This window comes from Protofrankia sp. Cas8 (assembly GCF_963555845.1).
Taxonomy (GTDB): domain Bacteria; phylum Actinomycetota; class Actinomycetes; order Frankiales; family Frankiaceae; genus Protofrankia.
Genome location: NZ_CAUVXI010000079.1, coordinates 1 through 18,776, shown reverse-complemented (window position 1 = coordinate 18,776; position 18,776 = coordinate 1). Strand labels below are relative to the sequence as shown.

The window sequence follows — 18,776 nt, the reverse complement described above, 5'->3', positions numbered from 1 at the left end:
AGGCGCTCTTAGGCGGGCCACCGCGGCGAACCGCCCGCACGGGCTCTCGGCCCGGTGGCTGAAAAAGGGAGTGCCCGGACCAGTGCCAAGGCCGGTGACGTGGATCTGGTTTTCCGGTACGCCAGCGGCAACCAGTTGCCCGACGTTCGCGCCGGCCACGTCAAAGGTCGACTTTCCGGCACTGTCGGGCCGCAGCACCGCGTCAGCGCGCCCGCCGAGGGCGGCCCGCACGGCGTCCACAACCTCCGCGCCGACCTGGTAACGGTCCGGGGTGATCGAGGGCCCGACGCCGGCGACCACGTTGCGTGGGTCAGCACCGAGGCGCCGCATGGCCGCCACCGCCACGGGGGTGACGCCGCCGACGGTCCCGCGCCAGCCGGCGTGCACACACGCGAGCACCCCGGCCACCGGATCATGCAGAACGATCGGGACACAGTCCGCCGCCAGGACAGCCAGCACGAGTCCGGGAACTGTCGTCACAAGCCCGTCGGTCAGCGGGATCGCGTCCGAGGCCGAGCGGGCGCCCCGACCGCGATGCTCGTGGGTCACGACAGCGACATTCGGGCTGTGGGTCTGCGCGCAGAAGACGAAGTCGTCCAGGGTGGCGCCGAGTGCCGCGGCCGTTCGCGCCCGGTTCGCCCGCACGTCGGCATTGTCGTCCCCGACCCGCAGGCTCAGATTGAGCGAGGCGTAGCTGCCGCCGGAAACCCCGCCATCCCGGGTGGTGACAAAAACATCGACCAGCCGCTCGTCAAAGCCCGCCCAACACAGTACCTCCAGGCCGGACGTTGTTCGGCGCAGCCGCGACGTCGCCACGCCTGCGGTCATCTCCCGCGACCTCGCCGGTTCTCGGCTTTCAACGTCCTGTACCGCCCGTCTCCCGGCGGCGCCGGGGGCCGCCCGTTTCGAGGATACACATCAGGAACCGCCGTGCGAGAGGAACTCCGCGTAGAACAGTCCGAGTCCGAACGCCACGGCAAGGCCGGAAACAATCCAGAAACGGATGATTACGGTCGTCTCCGGCCACTCTGCCAGCTCGAAGTGATGATGGATCGGCGCCATGTTGAAAACTCGCCTCCGGGTGGCCTTGAAAAAGGCGACCTGGATGATCACCGACAGCGTCTCGACAACAAAAAGCCCACCGAGGACGAACAGCAACAACTCGGTCCGGCTGACGATCGCGATACTCGCGAAGGCCCCGCCGAGCGCCAGCGAACCGGTGTCACCCATGAATATCTTCGCCGGGCTGGCATTCCACCACAGAAACCCGAAACAGGCGCCCATGGCGGCGGCCGCGACAAGTGCCACGTCCAGCGGGTCGCGGACGAAGTAGCAGCCGTCCACGGCGGCTCCGTGTTGGCAGAGGTTACCGAACTGCCAGAAGGAGATCACCACATAGGCGCCGAACACCATCGCCGAGGTGCCGGCGGCCAGGCCGTCCAGGCCGTCGGTGAGGTTCACCGCGTTCGACGTCGCCGCAATGATTATCCAGGCAAGCAGCGGAAACCCGATCAGGCCGATCGAGAAGTCGGTGTCGCGGACGATCGAAATGAACGTCGACCCGGGCAGCAGGCCGTTGGCGTTCTTGAACCGGACGGCCAGCAGACCGAACGCCAGCGCCACGGCGGCCTGACCGGCGAACTTGGTCCGCGCGGTGAGCCCGAGACTGCGCTGTTTACGGATCTTGATGTAGTCGTCGAGGAAGCCGACCATACCCAGGCCGGTCATGACCAGCAGAACCAGCAGTCCGGACGCGGTGAATCCGTTCATCGTGATCAGATGTGCAACGAAGTAACCGACCAGCGTCGCCAGGATGATGACCGTGCCACCCATCGTGGGGGTACCACGCTTGGTAAGGTGACTTGACGGTCCGTCCTCGCGGATCTCCTGTCCGTAACCGCGCCGACGGAACAGACGGATGACCGACGGCGTGCCCAGCAGCGACACCACCAGGGCCACCAGCGCGGCGACCAGTACGCCTCTCACCCGTGTGCACCCCGCTCGGCGGGCCGTGCGCCGTCCATCGGTTCGGCGCCGGTCAGGTCAGCGCCGGTCAACTCAGTGCCGGTCAACTCAGTGCCGGTCAGCTCAGCGACGACCCGCTCGAGGCCGAACGCGCGGGACGCCTTCACCAGCACCACGTCACCCGGCGCCACCCGCTCCCGCAACAGCCCACCCGCCGCCTCGACGTCGGCGACCCAGACAGACTCTCCTGACCACGAACCCTCCAGTGACGCCCCGAGGTGTATCCGGCGAGCGTGTGCCCCCACCACGACCAGACGCGGCACACCGAGGCGGACCACCAGCCGACCGAGGGCGTCATGCTCGTCGTCCGCGGCCGCGCCCAGCTCCCCCATCCCCCCGAGCACGGCCCAGGCCCGCCGGCCGCGGCTCATCTCGACCAGGGCCTTCAGGGCCGCCCGCATCGACTCCGGGTTGGCGTTGTAAGTGTCGTTGACGACCGTGACACCGTTGCCGGTGACGGTGACCTCCATCCGCCACCGGCTGCGGGCCCGGGACCGGGACAACGCGGCCGCGGCGCGCTCCGGCGAGAGCCCCAGACGGATCGCGACCGCCGCGGCGGCCAGCGCGTTCGCGACGTAGTGCGCACCGACGAGATTCAACGCGACAGGATGGCGTTCACCGGCGGTGAGCAGATCGAACCGTGCACACCCGTTGTCGTCGACGCTGACGCGCCCCGCCCGTACATCGGCCCGCGCGCTCTCGCCGAACGTGATGACCTCGCCGCGGGCCCGGGTCGCCATCGCCGCGACCAGCGGGTCGTCGATGTTCAGGACGGCGGCGGTGGATGCGGCCGCGGCGAGCTCCCCCTTGGCCCGGGCGATACCGGCACGCCCGTCGGCGTACTGACCGACGTGCGCCGACCCGACGTTCAGGACGACGCCGATCTCGGGCCGGGCCAGTTCGCACAGTGCGGCGACATGGCCGAGGCCGCGGGCGCCCATCTCCAGCGCGACGAACCTGGTGGTGGGCTCCAGGCTCAGCAGGGTCAACGGCAGGCCGATCTCGTTGTTGAACGAACCGGGCGCGGCGACCGTGGGCCCGAGTTCACCCAGCAGATCGGCGAGAAGGTCCTTGGTGGTGGTCTTGCCCGACGATCCGGTCACGGCGACCACCGTTGCCGACGAGCGGTCGCGCACCTCGGCGGCGAGCGCGGCGAGCGCGACCGTGGGGTCGGTGACCACGACCGCCGGTACGCCGACCGGCCGTGCCGCCAGCACCGCGGTGGCGCCGGCCCGGACCGCGTCCGCGGCGAAGTCGTGGCCGTCGACCCTGGCACCGACCACGGCGACGAACAACGCGCCGGGACCGACCTGGCGTGAGTCGACCACAACGCCGGTGATCGGTGCGGCCGGGTCGGGCACGGCATCGAGCCGACCACCGACGACGGCCGCGACGTCGCGCAGGCAGAGCGCTATCACCTGTGGACGCCCCTCCCGCCGGGGCTCTGTCGCGATCCCGTGCCGGCATCGGCGCCGCTGCCGGCAGCGGCAAGCGCGGCCCGCAGCACGTCCCGATCGTCGAAGGGCGTCACCGTGCCATCACGCTCCTGTCCGGTCTCGTGTCCTTTGCCGGCCACGACGACCGCGTCCGCGGACCCGGCCAGGCTCACCGCGAGACGGATCGCCGCGGCCCGGTCGACCTCCACCAGTACCTCGCCACGGGCGCCGGCGGGCACTGTCGTCGCACCGGCACACATCTGAGCAATGATCACTTCCGGGTCCTCCGACCGGGGATTGTCACTGGTGAAGATCGTGACTTCGGCGCCGCTGACCGCAGCCGCTCCCATCAGCGGGCGCTTGCCACGATCACGGTCACCACCACAGCCAAGGACAATGATCACGCGTCCGCCGACCAGCGGTCGCACGGTTGCCAGCAGCGTCTCCACCGCGTCCGGGGTGTGGGCGTAGTCGACGAGACCGACGAACGGCTGGCCGGCGTCGATTCGCTCCATCCTGCCCGGGACGCCGGGCAGGCTCGCGAGCCCGGCGGCGGCGGTGTCGGCCCCCACCCCGGTGGCGACGAGTAGCGCCAGCGCCACCAGGGCGTTGCTGACGTTGAAGGCACCGGGCAGCGCGATGCGCACCTCGACGTCCACGCCATCTGGACCGTGCGCACGGAACGTGCTTCCCGCTGGACCGCCGCTGACGTCGATCGCGCGCCACCGGGCGTTGGCATTGCGACCACAGGTCACCGCCGCCGGGACACCGGCCGCGAGCCTGCGCCCCCAGGAGGTGTCGGTGTCGATGACGGACACCCCGGTCCGTCCGGGAGCGAACAGTGCGGCCTTTGTCGCGAAGTAAGCCTCCATGGACGGGTGGAAGTCAAGATGGTCCTGGCTGAGGTTGGTGAAGGCCGCACCCGCGAACCGGATCCCACCGACCCGGTGCAGGGCGATGGCGTGGCTGGAGACCTCCATCGCCGCCGCCGTCACGCCGTGTTCAACCATGACCGCGAGCAGCCCCTGCAGGTCGGTCGCCTCCGGGGTGGTGCGCACCGACGGGACCGCGGCCCCGGCCACCAGCGTCGATACGGTGCCGAGCAACCCGGTCGTGTGGCCGGCGGCACGCAGCCCCGCCTCCAACAGGTATGCCACGGTTGTCTTGCCGTTGGTTCCGGTGACGCCCAGCAGCGTCAGGGACCGGGACGGATCGCCGTAGACCCAGGACGCGACCGTTCCCAGCGCCGCACGCGGGTCGGCGCAGACGAGCACGGGTACCCGCGCGCTCCCGGCCGCAAGCCCGGCGATGCGGTCGGCACCGGCCGGGTCGGTGAGCACAGCCGCGGCACCGGCCGGGTCGGTGAGCACAGCCGCGGCACCGGCCGCGAGTGCCTGCTCGACGAAGGCGGCACCGTGCACCCGGGCACCCGGCAGCGCCGCGTAGAGGTCGCCGGGCCGCACAGCGCGCGAGTCGTGGGTGATGCCGCGGACGAACACCCCCTCGGGCGGGCCACCGGCCAGCACGAGATCGGCGCATCGGGACGTCAGGTCGGTGAGTGCCCGCGCCGACGGGGCAACCGGACGCAACACCGGTGAGGTCACGTCGACGACCCTAGTATCCAGCCGTCCCAGGCCCGCGACCGGTCAACGCCTGGCATCACGGTCGAGGACGAACCTGGGTGCCGTCGTGCCAGGCGGGGGCACTGCGAGCGTCGCCAGAGCGAAGGTCATCACCTTCTGGAACACCGGCGCGGCGACCGTCCCGCCGAAATGGCCGTCCCGGGGGTTGTCGAGCACCACCTCGACGACCACCCTGGGCTGGTCTGCTGGCGCGAAGCCCACGAACGAGGCGACATAGCCGTTGTAGTGCCCGGCCGGGCCGGGCCGCTGGGCTGTTCCGGTCTTGCCCGCCACACGGTAACCGTTGATAGCCGCCAGCGGTGCGGTCCCCGAGTCGGTGGCCACCGCTTCCAACATCTGCGCGACGGTCGTGGCGGTACTCGCGCTGATCACCCGGGTGCCGGGGTCCCGGGGCATGGTGTGCACGACCCCGTCCGGTGAGGTGGTGCTGTCCACCAGGCGGGGCGAGACCCGGACGCCGCCGTTGGCGACCGTCGCGTAGACCGACGCCATCTGGAGCGCGGTCGCGGACATTCCCTGTCCGTAGGGGATCGTGGCCGCCTGTTGGGGGTCCCAGGCCGACGACGCCTTGAGGATGCCCGCGCTCTCGCCCGGGAACCGCAGGCCCGTCCTGGACCCGAGCCCGAAGGCGCGCAGCGCGGTCTCCAGGTTGGCCGAACCGAGCCTGCTCGCAATCTGGATCGTCCCGAGATTGCTGGACCGGGCCAACACCCCGGCCGCGGTGAGGTGCTCGACGCCGTGCACTTCCGCGTCGGTGAAGGTCTGGCCCGCGATGCGCATGCTCGACGGCACGGTCACCGGCGTCTCCGGCGTGATCAGACCGCGGTCTATCGCCGCGGCCATAGTGATCACCTTGTTGACGCTGCCGGGCTCGTAGGCGTCCTGGGTGGCACGGTTCTTCAGCGCCGAGGGATCAGCGCTGCCGAGCTTGTTCGGGTCGTAGTCAGGCGCATCGGCCATCGCCAGGATGTCTCCGCTGCCCGGGACCATGACCACGACGGTTCCGCCGTCAGCCTGGGTAGCGCGCACCGCTTCGGCGAGCGCCGCCTGCGCGGCCCACTGGATGTCGCGGTCAAGGGTGAGCCGCACGCTCGAACCCGGCACCGGATCGGACTCCCGGCTTGCCGCGGACGGGATGGGCCGACCCGCCGGATCCATCTCGACGCGGCGCGACCCGTCGATCCCACGCAGCACCCGGTCATATGCACCTTCGATGCCGCCTCCGCCCGTGAGGACGTCATTGTCACCAACCGTGGTGAAGCCCACGATATTGGATGCGAGGGAGCCGGCCGGGTAGAGCCGACGACGCTCCTCCAGGACACCGACGCCGGCCAGCTGGAGTCTGGTCACCGCCGTACCCACCGCCGGGTCGAGCCCACGGGCGAGGTAGACGAAGCGTCCACTGCTCTTGAGCCTGGCCAGCAGGGTGTCCGCGGGCACCGCCAGGATGGGCGCGAGCACATTCGCGACGGCACGAGGGTCGGTGACGTTATGCGGGTCCGCATACACCGAGCGCGCGTCGACGTCCCGCGCCAGAATCGCGCCACCGCGATCGGTGATGACACCACGGGCCGCGGGCAGTGCCGCGGTGTGCAGCCGCCCCTGCTCGGCGCGGGTGGCGTAGACGGACGCCTGGAACGCCTGCAGCTGGGTCAGACGGCCGGCGAGCACGATCAACAGCGAACAGAGGATGACGACCGCGGTCCGCAGCCGTCGGCGCGGGTTACCCAGCCGCATCGGCGGGCGGGCTGGGCGGGCCGGGCGGGTCCGCGGTCGTGGCCGGCGAGCTCCGGCGTCGCGGGCCCGAAGCGGACGCGCGCCCGACGTACGCACCCGGTTGCCGCCCCCCCGGGGAGCCGGGCGGTCAGGGCGGCCGGGGCGCGCATCCCACCCACGGCCCGGCCGGCTACCGGCCGGGCGGTAACCGGCCGGGCGATAGCCGGCCGGGTCATAGCCGACCGGGTCATATGCATAGCCGGAACCGTCGTCCCACCCGGACCCGTCGTCCTGGTCACCGTCCGAATCGCGATGGCGGTAGCCGTCGGGATCGGCGTAGCCGTCAGTGAAGCCGGTCTCCTCGCCCTGCGCCCACTGGTCGTCGGCCACCCGCTGGCCACGGTCGGAAACCAGCCGTAGTCGCGATCGACCGCGCCAGGACGACGGGTTGAGGGTTGAGGTCACCGGCCACTTCCGGCGGGCCTGGCGCCCACCGGGACACCTCCGACCGCACCCGCGCCGGCGACCGGCGCTCGCCCGCTGGGCACCAGGATGGTGACCACGCCGGATGACGGATCCGTGTCGATCACACGGGCGCCCGGTGGTAGCACGGTTCCGGGCGGCAGGTAGGCGGGAATACCGCCATAGGCCATCCCGAGATCGGTCGCCCTGGCGGCGAGGTTCGCCGGGTCGGACAGCCGGTCGAGGCGCAGCGAGAGCGTCTGCTCCTCGTCGGACAGCACCGCCGAGGACTTCTGCAGCTTGTGGACCAGGAACGCGTTCTGCGCGAGCGCCGTGTTGATCAGCAACAGGCACATCAGACCGGCACCCATGAGCAGCAGTAACAGGGTCACGAACGGTGCGCGCGGCGTGTGTCCGCGAGGTGTCGGTCGGGTGACCGCAAGGGGTGATGGCGCCGACGCCCAGCGTGGTGGGTGTGAGCGCCGCAACGGACGGTCAGGAGCAGGCGCGACTCCGACCCGGCCGCCCAGGGAGGGAATAGGGATAGCGGTGTCGCCGAATGCCGTGGCCGAGGAGGCCCGGACGCTGGCACGCGCCGACGCGCGGCCGACGTCCACCACCGGGCGCGTCCTGGGCCTGCGCCGGCGCGGCAGCGGGGGTGCGGGGGCGGTCATGCCGCGCCACGGCTGGTCCGCTCGACCCCGCGCAGCTTCGCCGCGGCGGCTCTCGGATTGGCCGCGACCTCGTCCGGCGACGGCACCTCGCCGCCGCGGGTGAGCCACCGCATCGTCGGGACGGCTTCCGGGGGGATCACCGGCAGGTCGGGCGGCAGATCGAGCCGCACCCGGGCCGCCAGCGCCCGCTTGACCATGCGGTCCTCCAGCGAATGGTAGGCAAGCACGACCAGCCTCCCCCCAACGGCGAGCGCGTCGAGGGCCGCAGGCAGGGCCTGCGCGAGCGCCGCGAGCTCACCGTTGACCTCGATCCTCAATGCCTGGAACGTGCGCTTTGCCGGATTTCCTCCGGTACGGCGGGTCGCCGCCGGAATGGCCCGCCGAACAAGATCGACAAGTCGGGCTGAGGATGTGAACGGTTCGCGGGCACGCTCAGCGACCACGGCTGAGGCAATCCGCCGGGCAAACCGTTCCTCTCCGTAGTCACGCAGGACCCGAGCAAGTTCGTCGACACCGTAGGTGTTGAGGACATCCGCCGCGGTAGAACCCCTGGTCGGGTCCATTCGCATGTCCAGTGGGGCGTCCCGGGAATAGCTGAATCCCCGCTCGTCGGAGTCGAGCTGCAGTGAGGACACGCCGAGGTCGAACAACACGCCGTGCACCTGTGTGAGGCCGAGTGTGTCAAGAACCGCCGGCAACTGGTCGTACACCGCGTGTACAAGAGTGACCCGGTCGCCTTCGGCCGCAAGCCGGGCGCGGCTTTCTCCCAGCGCCTGCGGGTCACGGTCAAGACCGACCAGGTGAACATCGGGACAGGTGGCGAGTAACGCGCTCGCATGACCCGCGAGTCCCACGGTGGCATCGACCACCACCGCCCCGGGTGCACCCAACGCCGGTGCCAGCAGGGCGACAACGCGGTCGGAGAGGACCGGGGTGTGTATGGCGTCCACCTCGACCTCCTCGAACTGTTCGTGGACCTCGCGGCGGGCGTTTCGCCACGACAATGGCAAGCCGCGACGGGTGAAGGTGTGAAGAACAAAGATGTAAATCACACATCTGTTGGACGACTAGCCTGGTCCCGGGTTGTCCACATCACATCCCGTTCCCGAAAGTGCGGCATGTGCCCAGGTCCCGCCCCGCTCGCATCACCGGACACCGGGGAAGTGACGTCCGGTGCAGAGCGGGGGGAGACCTCGGCGCACGCCGGCGCCCCGTCCTCAGGTGTCTCCACCTCTAGCCTCTAGATGACGCCGGGCAACACCTCCTCGGAAAGCGCCGCGAAGGTCTCCTCCTGGCCGGCGAGATAGGTGTCCCAACGGGAGGCGTCCCAGATCTCCACCCGGGTGTTCGCACCGTTCACCACGCAGTCGCGGGTCAGCTCCGCGTAGGCCCGGAGCGCGGGCGGGATGGTGATCCTGCCCTGCCGGTCGGGAACGTCGTCCGACGCGGAGGAAAAGAAGACACGGCTGTAATCCCGCAGCGCCTTTGCTGTAACTGGCGCGGTCCGCAGCGAGTCGCTGATCCGGGTGAACTCAACCATGGGGAACACGTAGAGGCATCGCTCCTGCCCCTTGGTAATCACAAGCCCCCCTTCCAGCTCCTCACGAAACTTCGCCGGCAGCGTGAGCCGGCCTTTGTCGTCGAGCCGTGGCGTGTGGCTGCCGAGGAACATCGGCGCCCTCCTCGCCCGTACCCGGGAGGTTCAGGGCCATCCAGTCCCGCTCTGGTTGGCCTGCGAGTGCGCCTGTCCCCCACTGCGCGCCACTGTACCCCACTCTCCCCCACCGGGAAGCCCTCCGACACTCCGGACACACCCCTCGAAGCCCACAACCACCGAGGCATATGGATCATCGATGCGACGTCAATGTGTCCTTTGACCAAACATGACAAAAACGCCTGCGAGTAACAGTCGTGGCAGCTACGATCCAATGCCGCCGCGAATCAGTACGCTTTCCGGACATCGGTGGGCAGATGATTCTCGACGCGTGAAGGCCATCGCCCGCCTTGGTGTCACACTCGTGGAGGGTCCGCCGGGCCCACCGTGCCGATCTGACGACGGCTGACCTGAGGACGGAGGCTGACGTGACGGTGACGGAGCCCGGCGTCATGCACTGGCGCGAGCCGGGGACCGAGCTGCACCACCTGGCGGATGTCGCGACGCGCGTGACTCAGGCCGTCGGGACCGTCATCGACGGTAAGCCCGAGGTGATCAGGATCTCACTGATCGTCCTGCTCGCCGGCGGCCACCTGCTGATCGAGGACGTACCCGGCGTGGGAAAGACGATGCTCGCCAAGGCCCTCGCGCGCTCCATCGACGCTCGGGTCCGCCGCATCCAGTTCACACCGGACCTGCTACCCAGCGACGTCACCGGGGTGAGCGTCTACAACCAGGACACCAGGGACTTCGAGTTCCGCCCCGGGCCGGTGTTCGCCAACATCGTCGTCGGCGACGAGATCAACCGGGCTGCCCCCAAGGCACAGTCGGCACTCCTGGAATGCATGGAGGAACACCAGGTCACCATCGACGGTGTCACCTATCACCTGGAGCCACCGTTCATGGTCATAGCGACCCAGAACCCGATCGAGATGGAAGGCACCCATCCACTACCGGAAGCGCAGCGCGATCGTTTCGCCGCGCGGGTGTCGATGGGCTACCCATCGCCCGAGGCCGAGCTAGCTATGATCGACAGCCACGGGACCACCGAACCCCTGGACGGGATCAGTCCCGCCACCGACGCAGGCGAGATCGCCAAGCTGATTTCCCTGGTGCGCGCCATCCATGTGTCCGATGACGTACGCCGCTACATCGTCGACCTCGTGGCCGCCACCCGCCGGCATCCCGAACTCGCCCTGGGCGCATCCCCCCGTGCGACCCTGCACCTCGTGCGGACCGCCCGGGCCCGGGCCGCCCTTGACGGCCGCGCCTTCGTCCTACCCGACGACGTCCAGGCCATGGCGGCGCCGGTGCTCGCACACCGGCTGCTGGTGAACCCCGACATCGCGATGTCGAGCACGTCCATGACCGACATCACCTCCCGGATCATTGCGGACATCGTCGCGCGTGTCCCCATCCCACGCCATGGGGCACGTCCGCCGCACCGCGGCCGTTGAATTCCCGTGCTCGACTTTCTGGCGGCGATACGCGGGCTGACCATCCGCGGGCTCTGCTTCGTGGCCACCGGACTGGCCTGCTGCGCACTGGCCGCCACGGTCGGCGAGGAGGACCTGCTCCGCGTCGGCGTTCTGCTGGTGGCGCTGCCGGTGTGCGCGGCGGCGTTCGTGTGCAAGACCCGCTACCGGCTCGCGTGCCACCGCCTTCTCATGCCCGCCCGGGTGGCCGTGGGCGGTGCCGTGTCGGTCGGCATCCGGATCGACAACATGAGTGGACGTCCCTCCTCGGTCCTGCTGGTCGATGACGAGGTTCCAGACCCTCTCGGCTTCCGGGCCCGGTTCGTGCTCGACCGGGTGGAGGCGGGTGGCGCCCGGTACTTCACCTACCAGCTTCGTCCCCAGCTGCGCGGCCGCCACGTGATCGGTCCGATGGCGATCCGGATCACGGATCCCTTCGGGCTCTGCGAGCTCGCGCGCACGTTCCGCAGCCGCGACGAGCTGATCGTGACCCCGCCGGTGGAGGTCCTGCCCCGGACCCGTCCCGGCGGTAATGGCACGATCAACACCCACCGTCACCGGCATGTGTCGACTGCTGGTGCGGACGACTTCTCCACCCGTGCGTATCAGCCCGGCGACGACCTTCGGCGGGTTCACTGGCGGACCAGCGCCCGCACCGGCGCCCTGATGGTGCGCCAGGAAGAGGGCTTCCGCCCGAGCAGCGCGACCCTGTTCCTCGACACCCGCTCCGATGCCTGGGCCGATCGGGGCCCCGTGTCCCCGTTCGAATGGGCGGTCGGCGCGGCCGCCTCGATCGCAGTACACCTGACCGGGACGGGCCAGACGGTCCGGCTGCTGTGCGGCAACGCCACGACCCCGGCCGCGGCCAGGGGATCGCGCAACCCGACCACGCTGCTGGACACGCTCGCGGTCGTGGACACGACCGACACTGTTTCGATCCACGGCGCGCGCAGCCGTCTGCAGGCCGCTGACAACGCGATGGTGGTCGCGATCATCGGGCAGACCGATCCGGCGCAGGCCGCTGTCCTGGCCCGGGCACGCCCACGCGACGCCACCGCGATCGCTGTGCTGGTCGACGTGGCGACCTGGGGCGCGGACGCCTCAGCCGGCGGGAAGGAAACCCTGCAGGCGCACCGGGCGATCTTCCAGCGTCACGGCTGGACAGTGATCATCGCGTCCTACGGCGACAAGCTCGCCGCGTTGTGGCCGGGAACGGCTGGAAAAGAACCGACCCCGGATGGCGCGACGGCCACGACGGAGCACCGGCCCGGACCCGTACCCCTACCGGTGCCGGTCTCGGTGCCGGTGCCGGTGCCGGTGCCGGTGCCAGTCTCGGTGCCGGTGCCGGTGCCGGTGCCGGTGCCGGTGCCGGTGCCGGTCGGCATGGTTCATGACGACCTGCGCACACCGGCGTCAACCACTGGTGGGCCTGAGGTGGGCCCGGGCGCAGGTGGTGGTCCGGCGCCGGGACCCACGGTGGAACCGACCCACGCGCTGTCCACGAACACACAGGCCGGAGTGGCCCGGTGACTTCCCAGCCTCGACTCTCCCCTGCCATCGGTGGCGCCCTGGCGTCGCTGCTCTGCGCATCCGCGCTCACGCCGTTGTTCGAAGGCTTCTGGTGGTGGTTCGGTCCCGTGATCGTGGCCACCGCGGTAGCTGTGGCCACGGCCGCGTTGGCGCGGGCGCTCCGGCTGGCCATCCCGGTGGCGCTCGTGCTCGGGCTGCTGGGGCTCGTGATATTGGTTACGGCGCTGTATGCGCGCGATACCGCCGTCGCCGGTCTGGTCCCGACGGGACGGACGGTGGATGCGCTGCGCACCCTGGTCACGGCCGGTCGCGACGACGTGGCCAGGCTTGCCGCACCGGTGCCGCAACGACCGGGCCTGGTGATACTCACCGTTACCGGCGTCTACGTCGTCGCGACGATCGTCGATCTCCTGGTGGTGACGATCCGACGCCCGACACTCGCGGGACTTCCGCTGCTGGCGTTGTTCATGCTGCCCGCCGCCGTGCTGCCACGCGGTGTCGGAGTAGCGCCGTTCCTGCTCGGCACGGCAGGATTTCTGCTGCTGCTCGCGATGGACAGGCGGCAGACGCTCGAACGCTGGGGAAAGTCGATCACCCGATCGGAGCGGCCGTCACTACCGAACAGCGCAGCCAGCCTTGCCGCCGGCATCGCCCTGTGCGCGGTGGTGTGCACCCTGGCGGTCCCGGCCCTGTTGCCGTCCTTCGACGGGGTGGGACCATTGGCCCGCCAGCAGGGTGTTCCCCGCTACACGGTCGGCCCGGGTTCGGCGATCGTGGTGCCGCCATTCGTCTCGATGTCGCAGCAACTGCATGCCAGCGAGCCCACGAGCCTGCTGTCGGTGCGCACGGCCACTCCCCGCTACCTGCGGCTGACCGCGCTGGAACAGTTCGACGGGCAGCGGTTCACTCTCCGCTCACTGCACGCGACCAGCGATGCAAAAATCAGCGACGGCCTTCCCACGGTGGCCCGCAACACCCGCGCCACAACGGTGTCAGCAACAATCAACGTGTCGACGGTCCTGACGGAACGCTACCTTCCCCTGCCTGGGACCCCGACCAGGATCGACGGTCTTGCTCCGGACCACGACTGGCGACTGTCCGCCGACACCGGCACGGTCTTCAGTACCCGGGCCACTACCGCCGGCGCACACTTCCAGGTGGAAGCGTCCATCCCCGACCCGCTTCCAAGCCAGCTCGCGGCCTCACCGCGGACGGTCCCGGCAGATCTGAAGATTGACACGGAGATTCCGCCCAGTACCGACCCGCGGGTCGGGAAACTCGCCCGTGACATAACAGCGACCCGCACGAACAGCTACCAGCAGGCCGTCGCGATCCAGAACTACCTGCACGACACCAACTTCATCTATGACCTCAACGGCGCTCCCACGACCCAGGACGGAGCTCTGACCGAGTTCCTGTTCACGAGCAGACGGGGCTACTGCGAGCAGTTCGCCTCCGCGATGACCGTGCTGCTGCGAGCTCTCGGCATCCCGGCCCGGGTTGTGATCGGCTTCGTCCCGGGGACCCGACAGTCCGACGGCAGCTATCTGATCACCAACAAGGATGCGCACGCCTGGCCGGAAGCGTGGTTCGCCTCGATCGGGTGGGTTTCCTTCGAGCCCACTCCTCGTGCGGACGGTACCATCACCCCGGCGTACGCTTTGTCCCCCGACGCGACCGGGCCCGGTGCGAACTCCTCGGCCGCACCGTCGCGCAACGCCGGCACGCCGACCCCGGCGACGGGGCCGCATCCTGGTGCCAGCCGGGATGGCGCACCCATCGCGGAGCCAAATGCTTCCGAAAAAACACATTCCGTAAGCATTTCACTATCTACGATCATCCGGTGGGGTGCGCGGGCTCTGCTCGGGACCGGCATCGTCGTGGTGCTGCTGCTTCCGGCCATGGTGCGGATCGCGCGCCGCCGCCGCCGTGTCGCCGTCGCGATGACAGGCGGTCACCCCGATCGCGACGGGTCAACGGCCGTGGATGTCCGGGTGCACGCGGTCTGGGCCGAACTCACGGACCTCACGGCCGATCTTGGATTGCCGCTGCGCTCGAACGAGTCGCCGCGGGCCGTCGCAATGCGCCTGGCCGACCACATCGCCGCGAGCGCCGAGGTCGCGGCACCCGACGCCGAGACGGCACGGGCTGCGTTGTTCCAGATCGCCGAGGCGGAGGAGCTGGCCTGCTACGGACCGCCCACGCTGGCCCGGTCCGGCACGTCCGACGCAGGGATCGGACGTAACCTGCAGCTGGTCGGGCAGCTGCTGCGGACGGCGGCCCCGCGCAGCGACCGAGCGCGCGCGCTGGTCGCCCCACGCTCGGTGGTCGGCGGGCTGGGTGGATTCGGCCGATTCGCCCGACGGAGACGACCCAGCCGTCAGTCAACCTGACCATCACCGACCGTCATCGGCCGTCATCGGCCGTCACTGGCCGTCCCTGTCCTCCCATCGACGGCGCCAGCGTTCCTCAAGGCGCGCAGTGATCGAAGCACGGGGCTGGCGCCGTGAAACCGACGGATGACGACCGCCCGACTCGCCACCGCGACCACCGATCCGGCGAAGATCGGCAGCGCCCCGCGACGCCGCGAACAACATCAAACCGAAGCCGAGCACACCGAAGACCACTATCAGCGGCGTCCGGTTGAGTACGACTCCGACGACCAGGACGACCAATCCGAGCACGAACACGAGAACGCTGTGACGAACCCTGCGTAGCAGGTAGGTACGGGGGTTCGTCGAGCGGACCGTGCTCGCGAACTTCGGATCGTCCTCGACGAGCGCGCGCTCAATCTGATCCAGCAGGCGCTGCTCGTTTTCCGAGAGCGGCATCGACGCTCCTCCCACGACCGGCAGGTCCGGCAGACGGAACCTGACACCCAAGAATAGGCACGAGCGGGCGGGCGCGGTAGGCAACCAACCATGCCGAGACAGACCGATCGGTTCGTCCTGCCCTCAGTCCTCCCCCTGCCCATCCCGGGTGACACCGGGAAGCCCATCCCGGGTGACACCGGGAGATGTCATCAGCGACGCCGGCCGGATCGTGTCCGCACCGAAGCGGCTACGCGCACGGTCAGCGGCATGCTCGGCATCCCGTCGCCCGAAGCGGCGCTCACCCAACACGAGCTGGTGAGTCAGGTCCCCGGCCGCGACGAGATTCTCAACCCGCACGCCGACCAGACGTACCGCGACCGGTCGAGCGGCAATGGCCTCAGCGCGAAGCCCGTCGAACAGTTCACATGCAGTGCGATAGATCGTCTGTGCGACATCGGTCGCTTCAGGCAGCGTCCGCGCCCGGGTAACGGTGCTGAAGTCAGCATAGCGGACCTTGAGCGAGATAGTGCGGGCTCCGTAACTGCGGCCCCGCAGCCGGGCGCCGATCCGCTCAGACAGGCGCAACAGCTCCCGGACGATGCCGGCTCGATCCGCGGTGTCGACCGGGAAGGTCACTTCGGCCCCGATGCTGCGATCGACCGCGGGTGGACTGACCACCCGGTCGTCACGGCCGTGGGCGAGCGCGGACAGCTGCGCTCCCACAGCCCGGCCGAGCACAGCCCGCAGGGTGGCGAGCGGAGTGTCGGCGATGTCACCGATGGTACGCAGACCCAGACGCCGCAGGGTTGCCTCGGTACGTTCCCCGACTCCCCACAGCGCGGCGGTGGGCAGTGGATGCAGGAAAGCAAGCACGCCATGATCGGGAACCACCAGCAACCCGTCCGGCTTGCACCGCGCGGACGCAATCTTGGCGATGAACATCGACGGCGCCACCCCGACCGAACAGGTCAGCCCTTGCTCGGAGGCAACCCTGGCCCGGATGGCCGCCGCCACGCGAGCCGGCGGTCCAAAATGCCGCCGAGCGCCCGTGACGTCGAGAAACGCCTCGTCAAGGGACAGCGGCTGGACCATCGGCGTGACGTCATGAAAGATCTCCATGACCGCTGTCGACGCCGCACGGTAGGCGTCGTGGTTGGCGGGCACCACCACCGCCGCCGGGCACAGTCGACGCGCCTGGGCCATGGGCATGGCGCTTCGCACGCCGTAGCGACGGGCCTCATAGGTTGCGGACAGCACCACCCCCCGCGCGCCGCCACCGACGATCACGGGACAGCCCCGCAGGCGTGGTGCGGCCCGCACCTCGACCGAGGCGAAGAATGCGTCCATGTCGACGTGCAGGACACAGCTGCCCTCATCGTCAGGCAGCCCGTCAGTGCTCACCGTGACCGCATTCAGCTGCCTGCTGTCAGCCGGCGTTGCGGTGAGCGAGGACGTGCAACTGAGTGGCAAGATCGCGAAACGGCCGACGGGACGACGCGGCGATCTCCAGGCGCAGCAACCGCTCGGCGGCGGACGGGTCGCCGTCCACCAACGCTCCGGGTACCAGGTCTGCGAACACCCGTACACCGTGGATCGCGATCACATCGGCACCGGCATCGCGCACCATGCCGGCGAGAGCACGCGCATCGAAACGGTGCGCGGAGTCGGATGTTCCGCACCGCCCGCCGGGATCGGCAAGCGCGTACTGCGCCTCCGCGAACCTGCCCGCGAGCGCGCGGGCGAGCACGACCGCGTCCCGGTTGGCCGCGACGATGCTGAGCAGCCCGCCCGGACGCAGGACCAACGCTGCGGCCGCAAGGGCACGGGCGGGTTCATCCACGACTTCCAGCACGGTGTGACACAGCAGTACGTCGCAGGATGCTGCACCGACGATCCCCGGGAGAGTACAAAGATCACCCTGACGTGCCGCCACCAGATGCGTGACCCCGCGTTCAGCTGCCCGCCGGTCGAGGGACGCGAGTGAGTCAGGGCTCGGATCAACCACTGTCACCCGGTGGCCCTGCTCGGCCAGTGGTACCGCGAACCCACCGCTCCCGCCGCCGGCGTCCACGATCGTGAGCGAGGTGTTCCCGGGCGGAGTGATGACAGCCAGCGCATCCCGCAGACCCTGCCAGACCACGGCTTGGCGAAGATCTTCCCAGCTGACTGGACGACTTCCGACAACCATGCCGTACCTCCGGTTGGGCGATGCCCGTTCGGGACTTCCCGACGTCTCATGCGGCAGGGTAGCCGCGGGCCGCCATCCTCCCGTCGTCACCTGCCGGCGAACCTCACGCAACGCCCCCGTCGTCGGCAGCCACGAGCGACCGGCACGAGGGACGCGGCGAGTCACCGGAAATCCCGCGACCTAAAGCCCAAAGGCGATGCGATCGTGGTTCTTCTCGCATCGCCGGCGGCCGAAGTCCCCGGATCGTTCGTGGGGATCGCCAGCGCCAAGCGATCCAAACGCTCGGCGATGACGTTCACCACATCCTCGGCCTTCTCCAGCCGTCCCCGTACCATCAGCGCCGGCGCGGTCCTGGCCACCCGGCGGTAGCGCACCCAGGCGCCATGGGAACAGATGATGTTCACCATTCCGGTCTCGTCCTCCAGGTTGAGAAATATCGTGCCACCAGCGGTCTCCGGTCGTTGTCTGTGTGTCACCACACCGGCGACGAGAACCCGGGTGCCCGCCTCCGCCGCACGCACCAACACTGCGGACAGGACGCCCAGCGCGTCCAGACGATCACGGATGAACTGCGTGGGATAGCTGTCCGGCGTGATCCCGGTCGCCCACAGATCGGCCATCGCCCGCTCAAGCCCGTTCATACCCGGCAAAAAGGGTGCGACCGTCGCCACAGCCGTACCGATCTCAGTGCCCTCAAGCCGATCCGGACGGGCCTGCGCAACTGCCCCGGCGGCCCACAGCGCCTCACGTCGAGCCAGCCCGAAGCAGTCGAACGCTCCGGCTGTGGCCAACGCCTCCACCTGAGCGGCGCTGATCCCGCTCCGGCGAACCACGTCGGACATGCTGACGAACGGACCTCCGGCGCGGCGCTCGGCGACGATGCGTTCGGCCGTCGTGGACCGAACCTGCCGGATCCCGGCAAGGCTCAGCCGAACCGCCGGCTGGTCCACGACCAGCCGCAGGTCGCCTACAGGCCCGCCGCTGTCGCGGGCACTCACCGCCCCACCCTGAGCGGACGTTCGTTCCAGCGAAGCCCCGGCCAGCGACAGGTTGACGTCGGGACCGTGGATCACGACCCCATGGCGACGGGCGTCCGCGACCAGGCTCTGCGGCGAGTAGAACCCCATCGGCTGCGCGTTCAACAGCGCCGCGCAGAAGGC

General features: G+C 69.7%; 15 protein-coding genes. 3 read left to right on the top strand and 12 right to left on the bottom strand.

Annotated elements, in window-relative coordinates; all coding sequences use genetic code 11:
- The 8 genes from pgeF to mraZ all read right to left on the bottom strand — a co-directional run.
- On the bottom strand, positions 1-828 hold an 828-nt coding region (gene pgeF / locus U9977_RS13370), incomplete at its 3' end, for a peptidoglycan editing factor PgeF (RefSeq protein WP_322749572.1).
- A 90-nt stretch (positions 829-918) separates the two neighbouring features.
- Positions 919-1,986: a phospho-N-acetylmuramoyl-pentapeptide-transferase gene (gene mraY, locus U9977_RS13365; RefSeq protein WP_322749571.1), complete on the bottom strand. Its 1,068-nt coding sequence runs from the start codon at positions 1,984-1,986 to the stop codon at positions 919-921.
- Entirely contained in the window at positions 1,983-3,443 is a 1,461-nt protein-coding gene (locus U9977_RS13360; protein ID WP_322749570.1) for a UDP-N-acetylmuramoyl-tripeptide--D-alanyl-D-alanine ligase, read from the bottom strand. The genes mraY and U9977_RS13360 overlap by 4 nt, the downstream gene beginning before the upstream one ends.
- Complete coding sequence (locus tag U9977_RS13355) at positions 3,440-5,065, bottom strand: UDP-N-acetylmuramoyl-L-alanyl-D-glutamate--2,6-diaminopimelate ligase (protein WP_322749569.1); 1,626 nt, start codon at positions 5,063-5,065, stop codon at positions 3,440-3,442. The genes U9977_RS13360 and U9977_RS13355 overlap by 4 nt, the downstream gene beginning before the upstream one ends.
- A gap of 42 nt (positions 5,066-5,107) precedes the next feature.
- Positions 5,108-7,285 (bottom strand): penicillin-binding protein 2, encoded by a 2,178-nt coding sequence (locus U9977_RS13350; RefSeq protein ID WP_322749568.1) that lies wholly within the window; start codon positions 7,283-7,285, stop codon positions 5,108-5,110.
- Entirely contained in the window at positions 7,282-7,956 is a 675-nt protein-coding gene (locus tag U9977_RS13345) for a hypothetical protein (RefSeq protein WP_322749567.1), read from the bottom strand. The genes U9977_RS13350 and U9977_RS13345 overlap by 4 nt, the downstream gene beginning before the upstream one ends.
- Positions 7,953-8,897 carry a 16S rRNA (cytosine(1402)-N(4))-methyltransferase RsmH gene (gene rsmH, locus U9977_RS13340; RefSeq protein ID WP_322749576.1) on the bottom strand — a complete coding sequence of 315 codons (945 nt, stop codon included), beginning with the start codon at positions 8,895-8,897 and terminating at the stop codon, positions 7,953-7,955. Before rsmH ends, U9977_RS13345 begins: the two co-directional genes overlap by 4 nt.
- A 299-nt stretch (positions 8,898-9,196) precedes the next feature.
- The gene (gene mraZ, locus U9977_RS13335) at positions 9,197-9,628 is read right to left on the bottom strand and encodes a division/cell wall cluster transcriptional repressor MraZ (RefSeq protein ID WP_322749566.1); all 432 of its coding nucleotides are present in this window, start codon (positions 9,626-9,628) and stop codon (positions 9,197-9,199) included.
- 434 nt (positions 9,629-10,062) lie between these two features.
- Here mraZ and U9977_RS13330 point away from each other — a divergent pair, with 434 nt between their 5' ends.
- Genes U9977_RS13330 through U9977_RS13320 form a run of 3 tightly spaced genes read left to right on the top strand, consistent with a single transcriptional unit; the run spans position 10,063 to position 15,008 of the window.
- Positions 10,063-11,067, top strand: coding sequence for a MoxR family ATPase (locus U9977_RS13330; protein WP_322749575.1), 1,005 nt, complete (start codon positions 10,063-10,065; stop codon positions 11,065-11,067).
- Positions 11,068-11,073: 6 nt separating this feature from the next.
- Positions 11,074-12,615 carry a DUF58 domain-containing protein gene (locus U9977_RS13325; protein WP_322749565.1) on the top strand — a complete coding sequence of 514 codons (1,542 nt, stop codon included), beginning with the start codon at positions 11,074-11,076 and terminating at the stop codon, positions 12,613-12,615.
- Complete coding sequence (locus tag U9977_RS13320; RefSeq protein ID WP_322749564.1) at positions 12,612-15,008, top strand: DUF3488 and transglutaminase-like domain-containing protein; 2,397 nt, start codon at positions 12,612-12,614, stop codon at positions 15,006-15,008. Before U9977_RS13325 ends, U9977_RS13320 begins: the two co-directional genes overlap by 4 nt.
- 33 nt (positions 15,009-15,041) lie before the next feature.
- On the opposite strand, the gene U9977_RS13315 is transcribed toward U9977_RS13320, so the two are convergent.
- The 4 genes from U9977_RS13315 to U9977_RS13300 all read right to left on the bottom strand — a co-directional run.
- Positions 15,042-15,446, bottom strand: coding sequence for a DUF3040 domain-containing protein (locus tag U9977_RS13315; RefSeq protein ID WP_322749563.1), 405 nt, complete (start codon positions 15,444-15,446; stop codon positions 15,042-15,044).
- Between the two features lie 123 nt (positions 15,447-15,569).
- Entirely contained in the window at positions 15,570-16,829 is a 1,260-nt protein-coding gene (dinB, locus tag U9977_RS13310; protein WP_322749562.1) for a DNA polymerase IV, read from the bottom strand.
- 25 nt (positions 16,830-16,854) lie between these two features.
- On the bottom strand, positions 16,855-17,616 hold the full coding sequence (locus tag U9977_RS13305) for a methyltransferase domain-containing protein (RefSeq protein ID WP_322749561.1): 762 nt from the start codon (positions 17,614-17,616) through the stop codon (positions 16,855-16,857).
- A 161-nt stretch (positions 17,617-17,777) separates the two neighbouring features.
- Positions 17,778-18,776, bottom strand: a 999-nt coding sequence (locus tag U9977_RS13300; protein ID WP_322749560.1) for an OB-fold nucleic acid binding domain-containing protein, incomplete at its 5' end; no start/stop codon positions are given.

Excerpts from the sequence above, each read along its gene's own strand:
- U9977_RS13345 (WP_322749567.1), bottom strand. The coding sequence starts at position 7,956 with ATGACCGCCCCCGCACCCCCGCTGCCGCGCCGGCGCAGGCCCAGGACG.
- mraZ (WP_322749566.1), bottom strand. The coding sequence starts at position 9,628 with ATGTTCCTCGGCAGCCACACGCCACGGCTCGACGACAAAGGCCGGCTC.
- U9977_RS13330 (WP_322749575.1), top strand. The coding sequence starts at position 10,063 with ATGCACTGGCGCGAGCCGGGGACCGAGCTGCACCACCTGGCGGATGTC.
- U9977_RS13315 (WP_322749563.1), bottom strand. The coding sequence starts at position 15,446 with ATGCCGCTCTCGGAAAACGAGCAGCGCCTGCTGGATCAGATTGAGCGC.
- U9977_RS13305 (WP_322749561.1), bottom strand. The coding sequence starts at position 17,616 with ATGGTTGTCGGAAGTCGTCCAGTCAGCTGGGAAGATCTTCGCCAAGCC.